We start from the raw sequence: 17,164 nt of genomic DNA on the forward strand, positions 1-17,164 counted from the left end.
GCTTAGGCTTCCGGCGGAGCCTGGCGAATCGGACTTGTCGCCTGACAGGGGATAAATCCGAAAAGTCGCGGCGCGCAGCGCCCGACTTTTCGTGCCAGGGCGAGCGCCCGGCCCGTCGCAGTGGCGGTTGCGACGGGCCGGGCGCGGTACCAGCGACGTCAGCAGCCGATGCGCGAGGCGCCGATCGCCACGTCGTCGTACCAGAGGGTGTCCGCGCCGTCGCCGTAGGCCTCCCAGCCCAGGCGCAGGTCGGTCACCTGCGGCTTCCACGAGCGCGCCAGCCACTGCTGGTCGATGTCCGCCGTCGGCGTGCCGTCCGCGGTCAGGCCGGGCACGGCCGTCCCGTTGAGCCACGTCGACAGCAGGCCGCGGCCGTCGACCATGAACTCCACGCAGTTCCAGGAGTTCGTGGGCAGCGGCTTGGACTGGGCCACGCCGGCCGGGCTCTGCGCCGGCAGGGTGGCGTCGTCCGACTCGCGGTTCCACTGCAGGGCGCCGTTCTGCCCGCCCATGCGCAGGTCCTTGCCGCCGTCGCCGTTGTCCTTCAGCGCCGCGAACGCGACGTGCTGGGTCGGCAGGGCGGTGGTGTGGCGCACGTAGAACCGGCCGTACCACACCGACCCGAGGCCGCTGAGGTCCTTGGTCGGCTTCACCAGGACGTGGTTGCAGTAGCCGGCCTGGCCGTTGATGCGCACCGACTTGCCGCCGCTGTGCGCGACGGACGTGTCGACGGTGGCGGTGCCGGAGCCCTGGCAGTTGGCGAACGACGTGGTCCAGTCGCCGGAGACGGTGGTGCCGCTCTGGTTCTCGAACCCGTCACAGAACGCGGCCCCGGTGCACGCCGTGCCGCCGCCCGGGCCCGAGGGCGAGGACGAGGGCGACGACGAGCGCGAGGGCGACGACGAGGTGCCGGCGCTCGGCGACGCCGGGCTGCCGCCGTTCGCGGCGCAGGACAGCGCGGGCGCGGTGCCCGCGGTGCCGTTGCCGAGCAGGCCGAAGTTCGTGCTGCCGCCGGCCGGGATGGTCCCGTTCCAGGAGACGCTCGCGGCCGAGACCGCGGTGCCGGTCTGGGTGACGGTGGCGTTCCAGCCCTGCGTGACGGTCTGGCCCCCGGTGTAGTTCCAGCCGACCTTCCAGGAGGAGATCGGCGCGGAGCCCGGGTTTGTGACCTTCACGTCGGCCTGGAAGCCGCCCTGCCAGCTGCTGGTGACCGTGTACGTCGCCGTGCAGCCGCCGCTGCCGCCGCCCCCGTTGCCGGGGCTCGACGCCGACGCCGACGGGCTCGACGGGTTCGACGGCGGCTTCGAGGTCGGGCCGCTGGACGTGGGGCCGCCCGTCGGGCCGTCGCCGGTGCCGTCGCCGACCCCGGTGACCTGGCCGTTGCCGCCGTCGAAGGTGACGTCGGAGCAGCCGTAGAAGGTCTCCTGGCTGTCCGAGCGGGCCCAGACCGAGTAGATGATGTGCCGGCCGGACTTGGCCGTCGGCAGCTTCCCGGTCCAGTAGTAGTGCCCGTCCGCCGTGCCCGGCGAGCCCACCTGCGGCGGGTTGGTGACCTGCAGGAACGGCGTCGACTCGAGGTCCGACCAGCTGATCTGCTTGCTCGGGTCGAAGCCGTCCTTGGTGACGTACAGCGAGAACGTGCCCGGGTGGGCCGCCCAGTTGCTGTAGTCGAACTCCATCGACGCGCCCGCGGTCAGGTGGGTCAGCGGCCAGTCGGTGCGGACCAGGTCGAAGCCCGAGAAGTCGTACACCTTGGCGTCGGCGCTGCACAGCTTCCCGTCCGGGATGAAGCCGGACGTGCGCCCGGCCCCGTCGGAGCGCAGCATCGCGAACCAGTTGTAGAGCGCGTTCGGGCCCATCTGCGCCACGGCCGCGGCGCACGCCGGGTTCTTCGGCACGATCTGGCCCGTGGCGGTCAGGCCGTCCTTCCAGCACAGGTACTGGCGGCTGCCCGGCTGCATCATCGCACCGTGCGCGGAGGCCGGGGCCGCGAACACCGCGACCGAGCCGGTTCCGGCCAGGACCGCGGCAAACCACAGCGCGAGCCTTCTTCGTCGGTTCATGCCCACCTTCCATCCCATCGAGGGCAGTCCATTGACCGGATTGAAGGCCGCTGACCAGCGGATTGACAATTCCGAAACAGGTTTCGCACGCGAGTGCTGGCAAATGCGATGAAAGATTCATCACCGGACGCTGGAATCCTGCACGTGCGGATGGATAGGCTTCCGTCGCCCCGTGGGCCATTTGTCCGTGTCATATTGTCGATATCTCGTACACGTGGAGTACTCGATGGGTTCGTCACCGCTGCGCGTCGCCATCGTCGGTTCCGGCATCGGCGGGCTCGCCGCCGCGATCGCCCTGCAGGCCAAGGGGCACGAGGTCGAGGTGTACGACCAGGCCGGCGAGCTGAGCGCGATCGGCGCCGGCATCGCCCTCGGCGGCAACGGCATGCGCGTCCTGGACGACCTCGGCGTCGGCCGGACGACCCGGGACGTGGCGAGCAACCTGCAGCGCATCCAGTTCCACCACTGGCGCTCGGGCGAGATCTTCTACGAGCACCCGATGGGCGACTGGTACGACGAGCGCATGGGCGGCCCGTTCCTGGGCATCCACCGCGCCGACATGCACCAGGTCCTGCTCGACGCCTACCAGGGCACGCCGCACCTCGGCCGCCGGGCCGCCGCCGTGCACGAGGCGCCGGACGGTGCCGAGATCGAGTTCGCCGACGGCACCAAGGTCTCCGCCGACGTCGTCGTCGGCGCCGACGGGCTGCGCTCCGCGGTCCGCCACCACGTCGCCGGGCCCGACGAGGCCGTGTTCTCGGCGATGAGCTGCTTCCGGGGGCTCGTCCCGGCGCAGAAGGTCCCCGGCTCCGAGTCGATGGGCCTGACCTTCATGCTCGGCCCCGGCCGGCACCTGGTGATCTACCCCGTCCGCGGTGGCGAGCTCGTCAACTTCGTCGCGTACGTGCCGGACCCCGAGTGGACCCTCGAGTCGTGGTCGTCCAAGAGCGAGCCGGCCGAGGCGGTCGCGGCGTTCGACGGCTGGAACGACACCGTCGTGTCGATGCTGTCCAACGTCGAGGAGGTGGGCCGCTGGGCGCTCTACGACCGCGAGCCGCTGCGCAAGTGGAGCACCGACCGGGTCACGCTGCTCGGCGACGCCGCCCACCCGATGCTGCCGCACGCCGGGCAGGGCAGCAACCAGGCCATCGAGGACGCGGCCGCCCTCGCGCACTACCTGTCCGCGGACGGGCTCTCGGTCGCCGAGGGGCTGCAGCGCTACGAGCAGCTGCGCAAGGCCCGCACCCGCCAGATCCAGATGGGCTCGCGCGGCAACGCGGCCTGCTTCCAGCTGCCCGACGGCCCGCCGGCCGACGAGCGCAACGCCCGCCTGCAGTCGCTGCCGGACAACGTGGCCTGGATTCACGGCTACGACATCTTCTCGGACCTGCGGGAGACGAAGTAGACCGCAGACTCCCCGAGTGCCCGCCGGGGCTCGACCCCGGCACGCTGCCCGCCCGGCTGCACCGCTGGGCGGGTTCGCCGGCCATGCGGGACCTCGTCGCCGCGTTCGGCGGCGAGGTCCCGGCCGCGGAGACCGGCGAGCTGCTCGCCTGGCTCGACGCGTTCTCCGACGCCCACTGGAACTTCCGCGGCCGCCTCGGCGGCGTCGAGCGGGACCGGATTCGCGTCGACCTGCCGGTGCGGCTCGCGGCCGCGGCCGGGACGGCGGCCGCCGCGCTCGGGCTGATGGACAGTATCGAGCCGCCGCACGACGAGTACGCGCACGTGCTCGTCCTCGGCGGCCTGGCCCGCGCCTGCCTGCAGCGCACCGAGCACGCCGCCCGCCTCGCCGCCACCCGCCGGGTGGGCGCGATCGCGGCCCTGGGCAGCCTGCGGCCGCTCGGCCCCGAGGAGCGTGTCGTTCCCGGCGCCGAGGGCTGCCGGACGGAGGCGGACGCGCTCGCCGCCGGAGTCCGGGCCGCCTTCGGCACGGGCGTCCCCGTGCTCGTCGCCCCGCCGCGGGACCCGGCCGCGCCCCGGGCGAACACCGCGGACACCTACGAGCACTGGGCGGCCGCGGCCCGGCCCCGCGCCGAGGAGCGCATCCTCATCGTCACCTCGCCGATCTACGTGCCGTTCCAGCACTGCGACGCGATCCGGATCCTCGGGCTGCGGTACCGCTGCGGCATCGACACCGTCGGCTTCGACCCGCACCGCGCGAGCACCCCGCAGCCGCCCGGAGCCGCGGGCCCGGACCGCTGCCTGCAGGAGATCCGCTCCGCGATCCGCGCCGCCCGCGCCCTGCACGCCGCGGTCGCCTGAGATGTGGCTCGACGAGCTGGCCGCCCGGGCGCCGATGCCGGCCGTCGCGGTCGCCGTGTTCGACCGCGACCGCGTCCTGGCGCGCACCGTGCACGGGATCGCCGACCTGAGCACCGGGCGCCCGGCCACGCCCGAGTGCTGGTGGGACCTCGCGAGCCTCACGAAGGTGCTCGTGACCCTGCCCGCCGTGCTCGCGCTGGGGCTGCCCCGGGACCGGCCGATCGCGCGGCTGTGGCCGCGGGCCGCGGGCACGCCGGCGGGCCGGGCGAGCATCGACGACCTGCTCGCGCACCGCGCCGGCCTGCCCGCCACGGTGCGCTTCCACGAGACCCTGCGCGGGCCCGCGATCGTCGGCGCGGCCCTCGCCACCGAGCCGTCCGAGCCGCATCCGGTGTACAGCGACCTCGGGTACATCGTCCTCGGCGCCCTCGTCGAGGACCTCACGGGACGGCCGCTCGACGGCGGCGGGCTGCGCCTCGGCGGCCCGGTCGAGCCCGCGGTCGCCACCGAGCGGTGCCCGTGGCGGGGGCGGCTCGTCTGCGGGGAGGTGCACGACGAGAACGCGTCGGCGATGGGCGGCTACGGCGGCCACGCGGGCGCGTTCGGGACGCTCGAGCTGGTGACCGCGGCGGCCCGCGCCGCCTTCGGGCCCACGCCGCCGTGCCTGGCCGCGAACCCGGCGGGGGAGCGGTTCGCGGCCGGATGGTGGCTGCATCCGGCCCGGGGCATCGGCGGCCCCGGCGCCGGGGCGGACGGCTTCGGCGCCTCCGGATTCGTCGGCAACCGGATCTGGTTCGAGCCGTCGCGCGGGTACGGCCTGGTCGTGCTCAGCAACCGCGTCCACCCGGTGCGCGGGGACCGCCGCCCGTTCGCGCGGTGGTGCGACGAGCTGTTCACCCGGGCCGCCGCCGAGGTGCGCTGAACCGTCCTCGGGGTGGCGGTTCCGGGTCGCGTCCGGGTTTCGCCCGGATGTCCGGGTCGGCCCGGGCGACGACGCTCGTGGCATGACCTCCTCTCCGCTCGTGCGCACCGGGGCCGTCGCGGCGCCGGTGCTGCTGTTCGGCTACGGCGTGCTGCGGCTCATCGACGGCCTCGACGGGCACCGCGACAAGGGCGCCTGGATGTGGAACACCGGCCACGTCATGTTCTTCGCCGCGATGGTGCTGCTCGGCGCGCTCGCCGTCGGGGCCCGCCGGATGCTGCCGTCGCGCGACTTCGGCAACCGGCTGGCCTCGAACCTGGCCGTCATCGGCGCGCTCGCCGGGACGGCCGCGTTCCTGTGGGTCATCGCCGGCGACCTCGTGCCGTCGTTCGCCGACGCCGCCCCGCTGCCCGGCCCGCTGCCGATCGCCGGCAACGCGGTCTTCGTGCTGGGCCTGGTGACCCTGCTGTTCCAGCTCGTCCGGGCGCACCGGCTGCCCGCCTGGAGCCCGGTCGCGGCGCTGTTCGCGTTCCTGCTGATCCCGGTGAGCCTCGACCTGATCCCGGCCGCCGCGGTGCTGCTGGCCGCCGGCCTGCTGCCGCTGGCCGGCGGCCGGGCGAGGCTCAGCCCAGCCGCTTGAAGAAGAAGCTGCAGTCCTCCAAGGTCCCGGCCGGGTCGGTGGCATAGCCGGGGACGACGCCGTAGCGCGTCCAGCCCGCCGACGCGTAGAGCCGCTCGGCGGGGCTCCCGGTAGCGGTGTCGAGCAGCAGCAGCGTCGCGCCGGACCCGGCGGCCGCCGCCTCGGCGGTGCCCAGCAGCGCGCGGCCGACGCCGCGGCCGCGTGCCCGGCTGTGCACCAGGAGCTTGAGCACCTCGGCCCGGTGCCGGCCGTTCGGCTTGGGTTCGAGCGCGAGGCTGACGGTACCGACGACGGCGTCCGCGGCCATCGCCACCCAGACGTGCAGCGAACCGTCCCGCACGGCCGGCTCGCGGGTGCGCCACCACGTGGCGGCGTCGCCGGGGCCGAACGGGGAGCGGAAGCCGACCGAGGCGCCGTGCGCGACGGCGTCGGCGAGGACCTCGGCGAGGGCGTCGACGTGGCCGGGGTACACCTGCGGGGTCAGTCGCGTGATCGTGGGCATCGCAGCCATCCTCAGGGCAGGACGATGAGCAGGACGTAGCGGACCGCGGCCGGCCCCGGGTTGACGAAGCGGGACGGGCCCCACAGGCGGTACCGCAGGCAGTCCCCGGCCCCGACGGCGTGCGCGGCGCCGTCCACGGTGAGCTCGAGGCCGCCGTCGAGCACCCACAGGTGGTGCTCGAGGCCCGCGACCGGCGGCTCCTCGTAGGTGATGTCGGCCCCCGGCTCCAGCACCGCCTCGACCACCTCGCCGCGCAGCCCCGGGTGCGGCGGGGAGACCGAGCGGCGGGTGAAGCCGGTCGCCCGGTCCCGCCACACCGGCTGGGCCGCGGCCCGCACGAGCTGCGGGGGCTCCGGCTCGACCTCGGCGAGCAGACGGGACATCGGCCGGCCGTACGCCGTGCACAGCCGGCCCAGCAGCGCCGCCGTCGGGCTGATCTCGCCGCGTTCGAGCCGCGACAGCGTCGAGCGGCTCACCCCGGCCCGCCCGGCGAGGTCGTCGAGCGACCAGCCCCGCTCGGCGCGCAGCTCGGCCAGGCGGCCGGCCAGCCGCGCCTCCAGCTCGTCTCCCATGTCCGGGACATTATCTCAGATCTGGGACGTGCGGCCTGTGGTGGTCGTCACGGACCGCACCCCGGCGGCGACGCCGGCCGGCGGCCGTTCACGCCGCTCGGGTGACGACGCCTCACGCCCGCCCCGGCGAGCGTTGACCCGTGCCGGCAGCAGCCGGGCACACCCCGACGCGAGGGAGCCTTCCATGACCAGTGCGACCGCCGAGCGCCACGAGAGCAGCATGGAGCAACCGGGGCAGGGCATCGAGCACCCGCTGCTGCTCGCCGCGCTCATGTCCCGTCACGAGGAGTCCGAGAGCATGATCGAGCATCCGCTGATGCTCGCCGCGCTCACCCGCCGCCGCCGCGGCGCCCGGCACACCGGCATCGAGCAGCCGCTGCTCATGGCGATGCTCATGCACCGCCGCGGCGAGCAGAGCGAAGGGATGCACCCGCTCCTGCTCGCGGCCCTGCTGGCGCGCCACTGAGATGGCCGGCGACGAGAACGGGGGCCAGGCGCCGGTCGAGGGCATGATCGACGACCTGATCCGCGACATCCTCAACGAGGCCGGCCGGGCGACCCACGGCGGCACCTCGATCATGCCCCAGCTGCCGCGGGGCGCGCCGCTGCTGGAGCGGGTGCTGCTCACCGAGGTAATGGCCGGGGCGCTCGCCGACGCGCTGGCCCCGGCCCTGGCCACCGCGCTGGCGCCGCGCATCCTGCAGATCATGGACGGCGGCGAACCGGAGCAGGCCAAGCGCCCCGGCGCTACCGGCGGCACCGGCGGCACCCAGACCCGATCGAAGACGTCCGGCAAGTAACGCGACGGGCCTCCCGGCGGTTGAACCCGTCGGGAGGTGGCACGTGCGGGCTCTCGGGGCGGTGGTGGCGGTCGTGCTGGGCGGCCTGGCGGCGGGTGTGCTGCCGGCCGCGGCGGACACGGTGCTCGGGCACCCGCCCGGGGCGCCGTCCGCGCGGGAGCGGGTGCTGCTGCTCGCCGCGGCCGCCGGGCCGGCCGCGGCCGACGGCAGCACCGGGCGGTACAGCCGCGTCCACCTCGTGCGCTGGGTGCGCTCCGGCACCGCCGTCGCCCGCATCGACAGCGAGCGGTGGCGCGCCCCGGACGGCTCCGGCCGCGTCAGCGAGCGGCGCCTCGACCCGCCCGGGCCCGGCTCGACCGTCGACTACTCCTCCGGCGAGCTGCCCATGCCGCCGGTGGACCCCACCGCGGACCCGACGGCGATCGTGACGTCCCTGCTCGACATGATCGGGATCCGGTACCTCGACCGCCCCGAACGCGCCGCCGCCCTGCGCACGATCGCCGGGCTGCCGGGCCTGGCCGCCGCCGGCCAGGGGTTCTCGGTGCCGGTCGGGGCGACCCGCCTCACGATCGAGCTCGACCCCGACACCGGGGAGATCGTCGCCTGGCAGTACGGCGACGCCGAGCGCGTCGAGGTGCTCAGCCGCGAACGGGTCGCCGAACTGCCCTGAGCCGCGGCCGGACGTAGGCTGCACGGCATGTCGTACGCGTCGTTCAAAGAGGCCCGGGACCTCCTGCTCGCCACGCGGGAGGACTACGCCACGGCCGTCGAGCGGTTCCGCTGGCCGCGGCTCGGCGAGTTCAACTGGGCCCTCGACTGGTTCGACACGGTGGCCGCCGGCAACGACGCGCCCGCGCTGTGGATCGTCGAGGAGGACGGCCGGGAGGAGCGCTACTCCTGGGCCCAGATGTCCGAGCGCTCCAACCGCCTCGCCAACTGGCTGCGCTCCGCCGGCGTGGCCCGCGGCGACCGGCTCGTGCTCATGCTCGGCAACCAGGTCGAGCTGTGGGACACGATCCTGGCCGCGATGAAGCTCGGCGCGGTCATCATCCCCGCCACCCCGCTGCTCGGCCCGGCCGACGCGCGCGACCGTGTGCTGCGCGGCGGCGCGAAGCACGTCATCGCCGCGGCCGCCGCGGCCGGCAAGTTCGACGGCGTCGACCCGGCGGTGACCCGCATCGCGGTCGGCGACACCGCCGGCGCGCCCGGCGGCTGGCTGCCCTACACGCTCGCCGACGACGCCGCGTTCACCCCCGACGGGCCCACCCAGGCCTCGGACACGCTGCTGCTGTACTTCACCTCCGGCACGACGGCCCGCCCGAAGCTCGTCGAGCACACCCACGCCTCCTACCCGGCCGGGCACCTCTCCACGATGTACTGGATCGGCCTGCAACCCGGCGACGTGCACCTCAACATCTCCTCGCCCGGCTGGGCCAAGCACGCCTGGAGCAACGTCTTCGCGCCCTGGAACGCCCAGGCCTGCGTGTTCATCTACAACTACACGCGCTTCGACGCCGCCGCCCTGATGCGGCAGATGCAGCGCTGCGGCGTGACGAGCTTCTGCGCCCCGCCGACCGTGTGGCGGATGCTCATCCAGTCCGACCTGTCCGCGCTGCCGACCCCGCCGCGGCTCGTCGTCGGGGCCGGCGAGCCGCTCAACCCCGAGGTCATCGAGCAGGTACGGCAGGCCTGGGGCGTGACGATCCGCGACGGCTTCGGCCAGACCGAGACCACCGTGCAGATCGCGAACCCGCCCGGCCAGCCGGTGCGGCCCGGCTCGATGGGCCGCCCGGTCCCCGGCTACACCGTCGCCCTCATCGACCCGGCCACCGGCGAGCCCGGCACCGAGGGCGAGATCTGCCTCGACCTGAGCGCCCGCCCGCTCGGGCTGATGACCGGCTACCACGGCGACCCCGGCCGCACCGCCGAGGCGATGGCCGGCGGCTACTACCACACCGGCGACATCGGCGCCCGCGACGCCGACGGCTACATCACGTACGTGGGCCGCGCCGACGACGTGTTCAAGGCCTCCGACTACCGCATCTCCCCGTTCGAGCTGGAGAGCGTCCTCATCGAGCACGACGCCGTCGTCGAGGCCGCGGTCGTGCCGTCGCCGGACCCGGTGCGCCTCGCCGTGCCGAAGGCCTACGTCGTGCTCGCCGCCGGATGGGAGCCGACCGAGGAGACCGCCCGCGCCATCTTCGAGCACTGCCGGGCGCACCTGTCGCCGTTCCAGCGCATCCGCCGCCTCGAGTTCGCGGAGCTCCCGAAGACCATCTCCGGCAAGATCCGCCGGGTGGAGCTGCGCGGGCAGGAGCACGACAAGCACCCGGACCCGGCGGTGCCGGCCGAGGGCGAGTTCTGGGACGTCACCCGGTGACCCCCTCCGGCGGCGCGGCCCGGACCGGCCCGAGATCCGCGGCGATCAGGCTGTAGACGGCCATGTCCGCCCGGGTGCCCTGGCGGGTCGGCGCCAGGCTGCGCAGGACACCCTCGAACTGGAAACCCGCGGCCTCGGCCGTCCGCCGCGACGCCGCGTTCGCCGTGTCGGCCTGCAGGTGCACCCGCTGCAGGCCGCACTCGGCCAGCGCCCACCGGGCCACCGCCGCCGCGCCCTCGGCCGCGTAGCGCCGGCCGCGCGCCCACGGCGCCGTCCAGTAGTGGATCTCCGCGGTGCGCGCCTCCCAGTCGGCGCCGAACAGCGACACGTGCCCGGCCAGCCGCCCGCCGTCCCGCGGCACCAGCGCGAACCCGACCCCCTTGCCGTCCAGCCGCCGCTGCTCGATGCCGCTCGCGCACCAGGCGACCGCCGTGGCCAGGTCCGCCCCCGCATACGGGTAGCCGACCGGCGCGCTGTCCACGAACGCCGCGTCCTGCCAGGCCTCGTGCACGTCGGGCGCATCGGCGGCCGTGAACGGGCGCACGAGGAGCCGTCCGGTGCTCAGCACGGTGCGGGGGAAGGTCTCGGCGGGCCGCAGCATGCCCGAAACATAGCTCGTGTCCGGCTCAGGTCCCGTCCCGCGGTGCCGATCGGACCGATATGCAACCGCGGCATCGGCTGCTGGCGCTCGGCATCGGCGGCACGGTCGTCACCGCGCTCGTGCTCTTCGGCGTCGGCGCGGTGGAGAGCGGCCGGTTCGGTGACGACGCCCGCACCAGCGTCTCGGCGCTGTCCCGCGACGACCTCGACCACGTCTCCGAGGGCGTCACCCGGCTCGCGACCGCGGTCGGCGACGGGGTGCAGGACAGCGTCGACCGGGCCCAGCAGGCGGCGATCGCGGAGCTCGGGCGGCTCGGCGGGATGCGCCTCGCCCCGCAGACCGCCGCCTGGACCGCGACCAACCAGCTCACCCAGGCGGCGGGCACCGTGACGCTGCCCCGCGTCACCGTCGGCGGCACCTGGCTCGGCCAGAACCGCGACCTGAACACGCCCACCCCGGTCGTCGACGACATCCGCGGCATGGTCGGCGGGGCCGCGGCCGGGGCCGCCCGCCAGGCCGGCTCAGTCGCCGAGTCGGCCCGCGACGTCACCGGCAACGTGCACACCGTCGCCACCGGCTCCGCCGAGATGGCCGCCTCCATCAGCGCCATCTCGCGCAACGCCGACGAGGCGGCCCGCGTCGCCCAGGACAGCGTCCAGCTCGCCCGGCGCGCGACCACGGTCATGGGCCAGCTCGGCGACTCCAGCGTCCAGATCGTCGACGTCGTCAAGGTCATCTCCGGCATCGCGGAGCAGACGAACCTGCTCGCGCTCAACGCCACCATCGAGGCCGCCCGGGCGGGGGAGTCCGGCAAGGGCTTCGCGGTGGTCGCGGGCGAGGTGAAGGAGCTGGCGCAGCAGACCGCCCGCGCGACCGACGACGTGACCTCGCGCGTGGCCGCGATCCGGGCCGACACCGAGGGCGCGGTCGCGGCGATCGACGCGATCACGGAGGCGATCGACCGGGTGAGTGAGTACCAGCGCGCCATCGCCGGCGCCGTGGAGGAACAGACGGCCACGACCGACGAGATGCAGCGCAACGTGCAGCGGGCCGCCACCGCGTCCGGGGCGATCGCGGCCGACATCGACGGCGTGAACAGCAGCGTGGCGACGGCGCAGCGGGCGGTGGAGACGTCCCGGGCGGCGGCGTCGCGCCTGAACGCGAACGCGGCCACGCTCACCGCCCTGGTCGGCCGATTCCGGCTATGACCGCCGCGACCCGCTCCGGCAGCGGCGCGGGCGGGATGTCCACGAGGGTGTACCCGAGCCGCCGGTAGACGACCTCGTGGATCCGCTCGAAGCGGCGCGAGTCCTCCAGGCCGATGCGCCGCGCGGCCGTCGGCACGATGAAGCCCATGAGCCGCACGAAGAAGACCGTCCGCTCGTACACCCCGTCCTGCTCGGCCGCGCTCGTCAGCTCCCGGCTCGGCCGTGCCCCGAGGTATTCGGCGAGCGCGAGCGTGCAGACCGGCGACCGGTCGAAGATCTGCAGCGCCCCCGTAGCGGCCTCGTGCCGCTGCCGCTGAACGTGCAGAATCCGCGCGAGAAACGCCGGCCCGTCCCGCTCGATCTCGGGCGTCTCGGCGATGACGTCCGTGGCGGCCTCGTCGACGACGGTGTACCCGAGCTCGCGCAGCGCGAGGGCGATGGTGGTCTTGCCGGCTCCCGGGGCCCCGGTGAGCACGAACCTGCGGGTCATGGCGGCTCCTATAGGTTGGTGGGCATGGTTTCGGTGGCGATCGTCGGCCCCGGCGGGGTCGGAGGGCTGGTGGGTGCGCTGCTGGCGCGGGCCGGCGAGGACGTGGTCTACGTGGCCCGGCCCGAGACCGCGGCGGCGCTGAACGCGCACGGCATCGCGGTGCAGAGCGTGCGGTACGGGGATTTCACCGTGCCGGCGCGGGCCGTGACGGCCCTGGCTGCTCCGGCTGCCCTGGTGGTGGTCGCGACGAAGGCGACGACGCTGGGCGACGCGCTGGGGCGTGTCCCGGCGCGCGGCGCGGACCTCATTCTGCCACTGCTCAACGGCGTGGACCATGTGGGGCTGCTGCGGTCGCGCTACCCGTCGGCGCGGGTGGTGGCCGGCTCGATCCGGGTGGAGAGCACTCGGGTGGCGCCCGGGCGGATCTCCCATACCAGCGACTCCTGCCGGGTGGAGCTGGCCGGTCCCGGCTCTCTCTCCGGTCCCGGCTCTCTCTCCGGTCCCGGCTCTCTCTCCGGTCCCGGCTCTCTCGCTGGCCCCGGCTCTCTCTCCGGCTCTGCGTCCGGCTCCGACCCCGGCTCTGACCCTCGCTCCGGCTCTGCGGAGATCGCCGCCGTGCTCGCTTCGGCCGGCTTGGACGTGACCGTCCGTGAGTCGGAGTCCGCCCTGCTGTGGGACAAGATGTCCCTGCTGGCGCCGCTGGCCCTGATCACGACGGTGACCCGCTCGAGCGTCGGCCCCGCGCGGGAGATGCGCCGCGACGATCTGGTGGACATCGTGTCGGAGGTGGCGGCGGTGGCCCGGGCGAACGGCACGCGGACGGACGCGGCCCAGACGCTCGACGTGATCGACCAGATCCCGGCCCCGATGAAGTCCTCAATGCTGCGCGACGCGGAGGCGGGCCGGCCCTTGGAGCTGGACGCGATCGGCGGCGCGGTACTGCGCGCGGGCAAGGCGGCAGGCATCCCGACCCCGGCCACGGCTAGGGTGGTGGCGGAGCTGAGCCGTTGACTACGATGAGTTGTTCGATGCCTACTTCGTGTGGTTCGATCGATGATCGATTAGATCGGCCGTGGTACGGTTTTGATAGACGGAACGGCCAACCGACCTAGCCTCGTCGTGTAGTTCTCGGCCGCAGCGCTTCCGGGATCTGCTCTGCTGTGGCTCTTGGGATCTGCTCGGCTGTCGCGGGTCTGCAGCGGGTCTACGGGTCTGCAGCGGCGTCGGGGCGGTTGATCTCGTTTCGTTCGCCGGTCACGCGGGCGCTCGCTTCGGCGCCGGCGGCGTCTGCTCGCCGACGGTTGCGGTTGCGTCGCCCAAGCGCGCGTTGGCGTCGCCGGCGTGTGCCTGCGTGCTGGCGTGTGCGTGTGCGTGCGCGTTGGCGTTGGTGGCGTGTGCCTGCGTGGTGGCGTGTGCGTGCTCGTTGGCGTTGGCGGCGTGTGCGTGCGTGTTTGGGTGTGCATGTGCGTGCGTGTTGGCGGTGGGGGCGTGCGCGTGTGGGTTGCTGTCGGGGGCGGCCGCGGCGTCCGGACGGCGGAATGCCCGCGCCAGGAGTAGCGACACCACGATCGAGGCCACGGCCATCGCCGCCATCGCCCGGCCCGGCGGCATCAACTGCGCCACCGCGCCGGCCAGGGTCGCGCCCACCGCCTGCATCGTGAACATGCCCGAGCTGTGCAGGCCCAGGGAGTGCCCGCGCAGCTCCGGCGGGGTCAGTTCGACCAGGCGGTCCTGGAGCAGGAGGCTGCCGCAGTACCCGATCGACGCCACCGCCGCCACGGTGATCGCCGCCCACAGTGGGGGAGTCGCGGCGAAAAGCAGGTACGGCGCGGCCAGCAGCAGCTGCACCGGCGTCGTCAGCGGGCGGCGGAGGCGGGCGGGCAGGAGCCGTCCCGCCAGCACGTCGCCCGCGAGCATGCCCAGGGCCGCGGCCACGAACAGGGCGCCGGCGGAGCCCGGGGAGTACGGGACGAACAGCGCCTCGCAGCCGACGATCAGGCCGTTGGGCACCCACAGTCCAATGTAGACGGCGCGGCGCGCGGGCGAGGACAGCAGTTCGCGGTTGCCGCGCCAGGTGGCCCGGATCGACGCGCGGCCGGCGGCGCGCGGGGCTCGGGGGGACAGGCCTAGCCGCGCCACGATCACGGCGAGCAAATTCAGGGCCGCGCCGATGAGCAACACCGACGACGGGGTCGCGGCGGCCAGGAGCAGGCCGCCGGTCGCGAACCCGGCGATCTGCATGGCGCCGACGGACATGTTCAACAGGGAACGGCCCAGGAGGTACCCCTGCGGCGGCACGATCTCGGAAAGCAGCCCGAAGCGGACCCCGCCGCCGATCGAGGCGGCCAGGCCCTGGACCAGCACCACGGCCAGTACCGCGCCGATGGGCAGGCCGGGCAGCGCGAGCGCGGCGGTGGTGAGCGCGGTGAACGCGGCCAGGCCGGTCAGCGCCGCGCGGGGCGGGAGCCGGTCGGTCGCGGACAGTAGCGTCGCCGCGCCGACGACTTGAGCGAACGAACTGCCGAACATGCTCAGTGCGGACAGCAGGGGCGAGCCGGTCCGGCCGTACACGAGCGTCGCCAGGGCGATGCCGCTCACCGTCTGGGCCGCTACCTGCGCGGAGACGGTGGCGAACAGGGCTCGGAACTCGGCTGCGGCGAACAGCTCGCGGTACGTGCGCATGATGGGCAGTCTGCGGGTGCGCGAACGTGCGGTCGTAGAGTTTCGTTTGGGGGCGAAACGAACATGGGGCTCTGGCGGATCGATGCGGACGTGCTGGCGAGCAGCCGGTTCGTCGTGTCGCCCATGGCCGAGACCGTCGGTGCGCTCGTCGCGCTGAACGGGCTGCACCGCGTCTCGCCCGCCCAGCGTGAGTGGCTCGCCGAGGCGATGCCCGCGTTCCGGGCGCGCTGGACCGGCGACGACTTCGCGCTGCCGTTCCTGCGCGACGCGATCCGACCCGGCTGGCTCGCCGACTTCCTGGTCAAGCCGCCGCGGGCCGACGCGCCCGGGTTCGACGACGAGCTTGCCCGCGTCGCCGTGACCACCGACGAGCAGGCCCGCCGCGACATCCTCGAGACCCTGGACCGGCCGCTTGCCCCGGTCCTGCTCGAACCGGGGCTGGTCGAACGCGCAGTGGAACTGCTCGATTGGGTGTGGCGGCACATGGTACGGCCCGGCTGGCCCCGTCGCCGCCGCGTTCTCGAGGCCGACATCGTCGCGCGCACCGACCGGCTGACCTCGGGCGGCTGGGCGGCGGTCCTCGACGGCATGCGCCCCGGGATGCGCTGGCTCGGCGACGGCCGGCTGCAGATCAACACCTACGACTACCCGCCCCGCGACGTCAGCGGCAGCCGCCTCCTGTTCGTCCCGACCACGGCCTATCGGGGCTGGGTGAGCTGGGAGGAGCCGGGCGACGTGCACGCGGTCATCTATCCGTGCACGGGCTGGCTCGCTCAAGACCCGGACGTCGTACCGCCCGATGCCCTCGCCCGCCTCATCGGCCCCGCCCGCGCGCGCATTCTGACACTCCTGGCCGCACCGAAGAGCACGACGCAGCTCGTGGCGCTGACCGGCCTCCCCCTGGGCTCGGTCGGCGGCCACCTGCGGGTCCTGCGCGACGCGGCCCTGACCGCGCGGCGCCGGGCCGGCCGCTCGGTGCTCTACTACCGGACCGAGCTCGGCGACGCCCTCTGCACCGGCCACGGCGAATAGGCCCGCGAACGCGCGCGGCGGCGTGCAAGCGCGCGGCGGTCAGTGCGCGAACGTGCTCGAAGCGTGAGCGCGGCGTGCAGTGAGCGAACGCGCAACAGCGGATGAGCGCGGCGAACGGTCCGCGAGGCGTGCAGGCGAGCCAACAAACGAACGGGCCGGTGGATGCGGGGCGAACGAACGGCGGGGAACGAACGGCCGGGCGAGTGGCGGAAGAAACGCGAGCGAACGGGCCGGGGAACGGACGCGGGGGCTGGCCGAGCGGAATGGGCGGGGGCCGGGACCGGCAGGGGGCCAGCGAGCGAACGGGCGGGGCCGGGACCGGCAGGGGGCCGGCGAGCGAATGGACAGGTGGATAGGCCGGCGCGTGGTCAGGCGAACAGGTAGCGAAGGAGCAGTGTCTTCAGCTCGTTCAGCACCCACGGGTCGCCGTCCGGGTTGGTGCGGAAGGCCTGGTTCAGCATGAACTCGGTCAGCCGCACCGCCAGGAGCAGCCGCCGGCTCAGGTCGTCCGTCGCCGTCATCTCGTAGTGCTCGACCAGCACCGTCCGCAGGCGGTCCGCGAGCTGCTCGTCGTTGCGCGCGCCCGAGCCCGGGGTCATGCGCAGCGTCTGGCTGCCCAGCGAGACCTGCCGATAGCCGGGCTCGGCCCGGAAGAACTCCGCGAACGCCTCGACCACCCGGTTCACCAGCTCGGCGACCGTCGGCGGCGGGGCGGCGAGCTGGCCGTCCATGAGGTCCAGGACCTTGTCCAGCCAGGTCGCGGACAGGGCGTAGAAGATCGCGTCCTTGTCGGGAAAGAAGCGGTACAGGGAGCCGACCGACACCCCGGCGCGGTCCGCGATCTGGCGGGTGCCGATGTCGTCGAACGGCAGCTCCTGCAGCAGCGCGGCGGCCGCGGCCAGGACCCGGTCCCGCTTGTCGCGGCTGCGTTGCTGCTGGGGTTCCGACCGCGTCTGCATGATGCCGCCGATTGTCGCACGCGGGTCTTGACGGACCGCGATATCTGA

18 protein-coding genes and 1 pseudogene are annotated in these 17,164 nt (G+C 74.2%); 11 read left to right on the forward strand and 8 right to left on the reverse strand.

Features of this window, described 5'->3' with window-relative positions:
* Positions 1 to 158 precede the first annotated feature (158 nt).
* Both AC6JBM_RS07305 and AC6JBM_RS07310 read right to left on the reverse strand, forming a co-directional pair.
* Positions 159 to 956 (reverse strand): hypothetical protein, encoded by a 798-nt coding sequence (locus tag AC6JBM_RS07305; RefSeq protein WP_497986430.1) that lies wholly within the window; start codon positions 954 to 956, stop codon positions 159 to 161.
* A pseudogene (locus AC6JBM_RS07310) lies at positions 939 to 2,063 on the reverse strand (lytic polysaccharide monooxygenase auxiliary activity family 9 protein); the annotation flags it as partial. The gene AC6JBM_RS07305 and the pseudogene AC6JBM_RS07310, both read right to left, overlap by 18 nt.
* A gap of 226 nt (positions 2,064 to 2,289) precedes the next feature.
* Between AC6JBM_RS07310 and AC6JBM_RS07315 the strand changes: the two are divergent.
* The 4 genes from AC6JBM_RS07315 to AC6JBM_RS07330 all read left to right on the forward strand — a co-directional run bounded on the left by AC6JBM_RS07315 (position 2,290) and on the right by AC6JBM_RS07330 (position 5,890).
* A complete protein-coding gene (locus AC6JBM_RS07315; protein ID WP_497982828.1) occupies positions 2,290 to 3,468 on the forward strand; it encodes an FAD-dependent monooxygenase in 1,179 nt (392 codons plus the stop codon).
* Positions 3,420 to 4,328 (forward strand): hypothetical protein, encoded by a 909-nt coding sequence (locus AC6JBM_RS07320; protein ID WP_497986431.1) that lies wholly within the window; start codon positions 3,420 to 3,422, stop codon positions 4,326 to 4,328. Before AC6JBM_RS07315 ends, AC6JBM_RS07320 begins: the two co-directional genes overlap by 49 nt.
* A gap of 1 nt (position 4,329) precedes the next feature.
* Positions 4,330 to 5,250, forward strand: coding sequence for a serine hydrolase domain-containing protein (locus tag AC6JBM_RS07325; RefSeq protein ID WP_497982829.1), 921 nt, complete (start codon positions 4,330 to 4,332; stop codon positions 5,248 to 5,250).
* 82 nt (positions 5,251 to 5,332) lie between these two features.
* Positions 5,333 to 5,890 carry a hypothetical protein gene (locus AC6JBM_RS07330; RefSeq protein ID WP_497982830.1) on the forward strand — a complete coding sequence of 186 codons (558 nt, stop codon included), beginning with the start codon at positions 5,333 to 5,335 and terminating at the stop codon, positions 5,888 to 5,890.
* Here the strand turns inward: AC6JBM_RS07330 and AC6JBM_RS07335 are convergent.
* Together AC6JBM_RS07335 and AC6JBM_RS07340 are read right to left on the reverse strand one after the other, a co-directional pair.
* On the reverse strand, positions 5,874 to 6,392 hold the full coding sequence (locus AC6JBM_RS07335) for a GNAT family N-acetyltransferase (protein ID WP_497982831.1): 519 nt from the start codon (positions 6,390 to 6,392) through the stop codon (positions 5,874 to 5,876). The two genes, AC6JBM_RS07330 and AC6JBM_RS07335, sit on opposite strands and share 17 nt — an antisense overlap.
* 11 nt (positions 6,393 to 6,403) lie before the next feature.
* On the reverse strand, positions 6,404 to 6,964 hold the full coding sequence (locus tag AC6JBM_RS07340) for a helix-turn-helix domain-containing protein (RefSeq protein ID WP_497982832.1): 561 nt from the start codon (positions 6,962 to 6,964) through the stop codon (positions 6,404 to 6,406).
* A 184-nt stretch (positions 6,965 to 7,148) separates the two neighbouring features.
* Between AC6JBM_RS07340 and AC6JBM_RS07345 the strand changes: the two genes are divergently transcribed.
* Genes AC6JBM_RS07345 through AC6JBM_RS07360 form a run of 4 tightly spaced genes read left to right on the forward strand, consistent with a single transcriptional unit; the run spans position 7,149 to position 10,144 of the window.
* Positions 7,149 to 7,430 carry a hypothetical protein gene (locus AC6JBM_RS07345; protein WP_497982833.1) on the forward strand — a complete coding sequence of 94 codons (282 nt, stop codon included), beginning with the start codon at positions 7,149 to 7,151 and terminating at the stop codon, positions 7,428 to 7,430.
* Position 7,431: 1 nt separating this feature from the next.
* Complete coding sequence (locus tag AC6JBM_RS07350) at positions 7,432 to 7,764, forward strand: hypothetical protein (protein WP_497982834.1); 333 nt, start codon at positions 7,432 to 7,434, stop codon at positions 7,762 to 7,764.
* A 43-nt stretch (positions 7,765 to 7,807) separates the two neighbouring features.
* A complete protein-coding gene (locus AC6JBM_RS07355; protein WP_497982835.1) occupies positions 7,808 to 8,434 on the forward strand; it encodes a hypothetical protein in 627 nt (208 codons plus the stop codon).
* 27 nt (positions 8,435 to 8,461) lie between these two features.
* On the forward strand, positions 8,462 to 10,144 hold the full coding sequence (locus AC6JBM_RS07360) for an AMP-binding protein (protein ID WP_497982836.1): 1,683 nt from the start codon (positions 8,462 to 8,464) through the stop codon (positions 10,142 to 10,144).
* On the opposite strand, the gene AC6JBM_RS07365 is transcribed toward AC6JBM_RS07360, so the two are convergent.
* A complete protein-coding gene (locus AC6JBM_RS07365; protein WP_497982837.1) occupies positions 10,134 to 10,745 on the reverse strand; it encodes a GNAT family N-acetyltransferase in 612 nt (203 codons plus the stop codon). The genes AC6JBM_RS07360 and AC6JBM_RS07365 overlap by 11 nt on opposite strands.
* A 59-nt stretch (positions 10,746 to 10,804) precedes the next feature.
* Here AC6JBM_RS07365 and AC6JBM_RS07370 point away from each other — a divergent pair, with 59 nt between their 5' ends.
* Positions 10,805 to 11,953: a methyl-accepting chemotaxis protein gene (locus AC6JBM_RS07370; RefSeq protein WP_497982838.1), complete on the forward strand. Its 1,149-nt coding sequence runs from the start codon at positions 10,805 to 10,807 to the stop codon at positions 11,951 to 11,953.
* Here AC6JBM_RS07370 and AC6JBM_RS07375 read toward each other — a convergent pair.
* Positions 11,922 to 12,443 (reverse strand): AAA family ATPase, encoded by a 522-nt coding sequence (locus AC6JBM_RS07375; protein ID WP_497982839.1) that lies wholly within the window; start codon positions 12,441 to 12,443, stop codon positions 11,922 to 11,924. The two genes, AC6JBM_RS07370 and AC6JBM_RS07375, sit on opposite strands and share 32 nt — an antisense overlap.
* 24 nt (positions 12,444 to 12,467) lie before the next feature.
* On the opposite strand from AC6JBM_RS07375, the gene AC6JBM_RS07380 reads away from it, so the two are divergent.
* Positions 12,468 to 13,454, forward strand: coding sequence for a ketopantoate reductase family protein (locus AC6JBM_RS07380; RefSeq protein ID WP_497982840.1), 987 nt, complete (start codon positions 12,468 to 12,470; stop codon positions 13,452 to 13,454).
* A gap of 243 nt (positions 13,455 to 13,697) precedes the next feature.
* On the opposite strand, the gene AC6JBM_RS07385 is transcribed toward AC6JBM_RS07380, so the two are convergent.
* Positions 13,698 to 15,125 (reverse strand): MFS transporter, encoded by a 1,428-nt coding sequence (locus AC6JBM_RS07385; protein ID WP_497982841.1) that lies wholly within the window; start codon positions 15,123 to 15,125, stop codon positions 13,698 to 13,700.
* Between the two features lie 63 nt (positions 15,126 to 15,188).
* On the opposite strand from AC6JBM_RS07385, the gene AC6JBM_RS07390 reads away from it, so the two are divergent.
* Positions 15,189 to 16,157: an ArsR/SmtB family transcription factor gene (locus AC6JBM_RS07390; RefSeq protein WP_497982842.1), complete on the forward strand. Its 969-nt coding sequence runs from the start codon at positions 15,189 to 15,191 to the stop codon at positions 16,155 to 16,157.
* Positions 16,158 to 16,525: 368 nt separating this feature from the next.
* Here the strand turns inward: AC6JBM_RS07390 and AC6JBM_RS07395 are convergent, their stop codons facing one another.
* Complete coding sequence (locus tag AC6JBM_RS07395; protein ID WP_497982843.1) at positions 16,526 to 17,116, reverse strand: TetR/AcrR family transcriptional regulator; 591 nt, start codon at positions 17,114 to 17,116, stop codon at positions 16,526 to 16,528.
* Between the last annotated feature and the right edge of the window lie 48 nt (positions 17,117 to 17,164).

This window comes from Dactylosporangium thailandense, from assembly GCF_059739745.1.

What these genes read in the sequence shown, in the direction of transcription:
- AC6JBM_RS07315 (WP_497982828.1), top strand. Translation starts at nt 2,290, where the DNA reads ATGGGTTCGTCACCGCTGCGCGTCGCCATCGTCGGTTCCGGCATCGGC.
- AC6JBM_RS07325 (WP_497982829.1), top strand. Translation starts at nt 4,330, where the DNA reads ATGTGGCTCGACGAGCTGGCCGCCCGGGCGCCGATGCCGGCCGTCGCG.
- AC6JBM_RS07330 (WP_497982830.1), top strand. Translation starts at nt 5,333, where the DNA reads ATGACCTCCTCTCCGCTCGTGCGCACCGGGGCCGTCGCGGCGCCGGTG.
- AC6JBM_RS07335 (WP_497982831.1), bottom strand. Translation starts at nt 6,392, where the DNA reads ATGCCCACGATCACGCGACTGACCCCGCAGGTGTACCCCGGCCACGTC.
- AC6JBM_RS07340 (WP_497982832.1), bottom strand. Translation starts at nt 6,964, where the DNA reads ATGGGAGACGAGCTGGAGGCGCGGCTGGCCGGCCGCCTGGCCGAGCTG.
- AC6JBM_RS07345 (WP_497982833.1), top strand. Translation starts at nt 7,149, where the DNA reads ATGACCAGTGCGACCGCCGAGCGCCACGAGAGCAGCATGGAGCAACCG.
- AC6JBM_RS07350 (WP_497982834.1), top strand. Translation starts at nt 7,432, where the DNA reads ATGGCCGGCGACGAGAACGGGGGCCAGGCGCCGGTCGAGGGCATGATC.
- AC6JBM_RS07360 (WP_497982836.1), top strand. Translation starts at nt 8,462, where the DNA reads ATGTCGTACGCGTCGTTCAAAGAGGCCCGGGACCTCCTGCTCGCCACG.
- AC6JBM_RS07365 (WP_497982837.1), bottom strand. Translation starts at nt 10,745, where the DNA reads ATGCTGCGGCCCGCCGAGACCTTCCCCCGCACCGTGCTGAGCACCGGA.
- AC6JBM_RS07370 (WP_497982838.1), top strand. Translation starts at nt 10,805, where the DNA reads ATGCAACCGCGGCATCGGCTGCTGGCGCTCGGCATCGGCGGCACGGTC.
- AC6JBM_RS07375 (WP_497982839.1), bottom strand. Translation starts at nt 12,443, where the DNA reads ATGACCCGCAGGTTCGTGCTCACCGGGGCCCCGGGAGCCGGCAAGACC.
- AC6JBM_RS07380 (WP_497982840.1), top strand. Translation starts at nt 12,468, where the DNA reads ATGGTTTCGGTGGCGATCGTCGGCCCCGGCGGGGTCGGAGGGCTGGTG.
- AC6JBM_RS07385 (WP_497982841.1), bottom strand. Translation starts at nt 15,125, where the DNA reads ATGCGCACGTACCGCGAGCTGTTCGCCGCAGCCGAGTTCCGAGCCCTG.
- AC6JBM_RS07390 (WP_497982842.1), top strand. Translation starts at nt 15,189, where the DNA reads ATGGGGCTCTGGCGGATCGATGCGGACGTGCTGGCGAGCAGCCGGTTC.
- AC6JBM_RS07395 (WP_497982843.1), bottom strand. Translation starts at nt 17,116, where the DNA reads ATGCAGACGCGGTCGGAACCCCAGCAGCAACGCAGCCGCGACAAGCGG.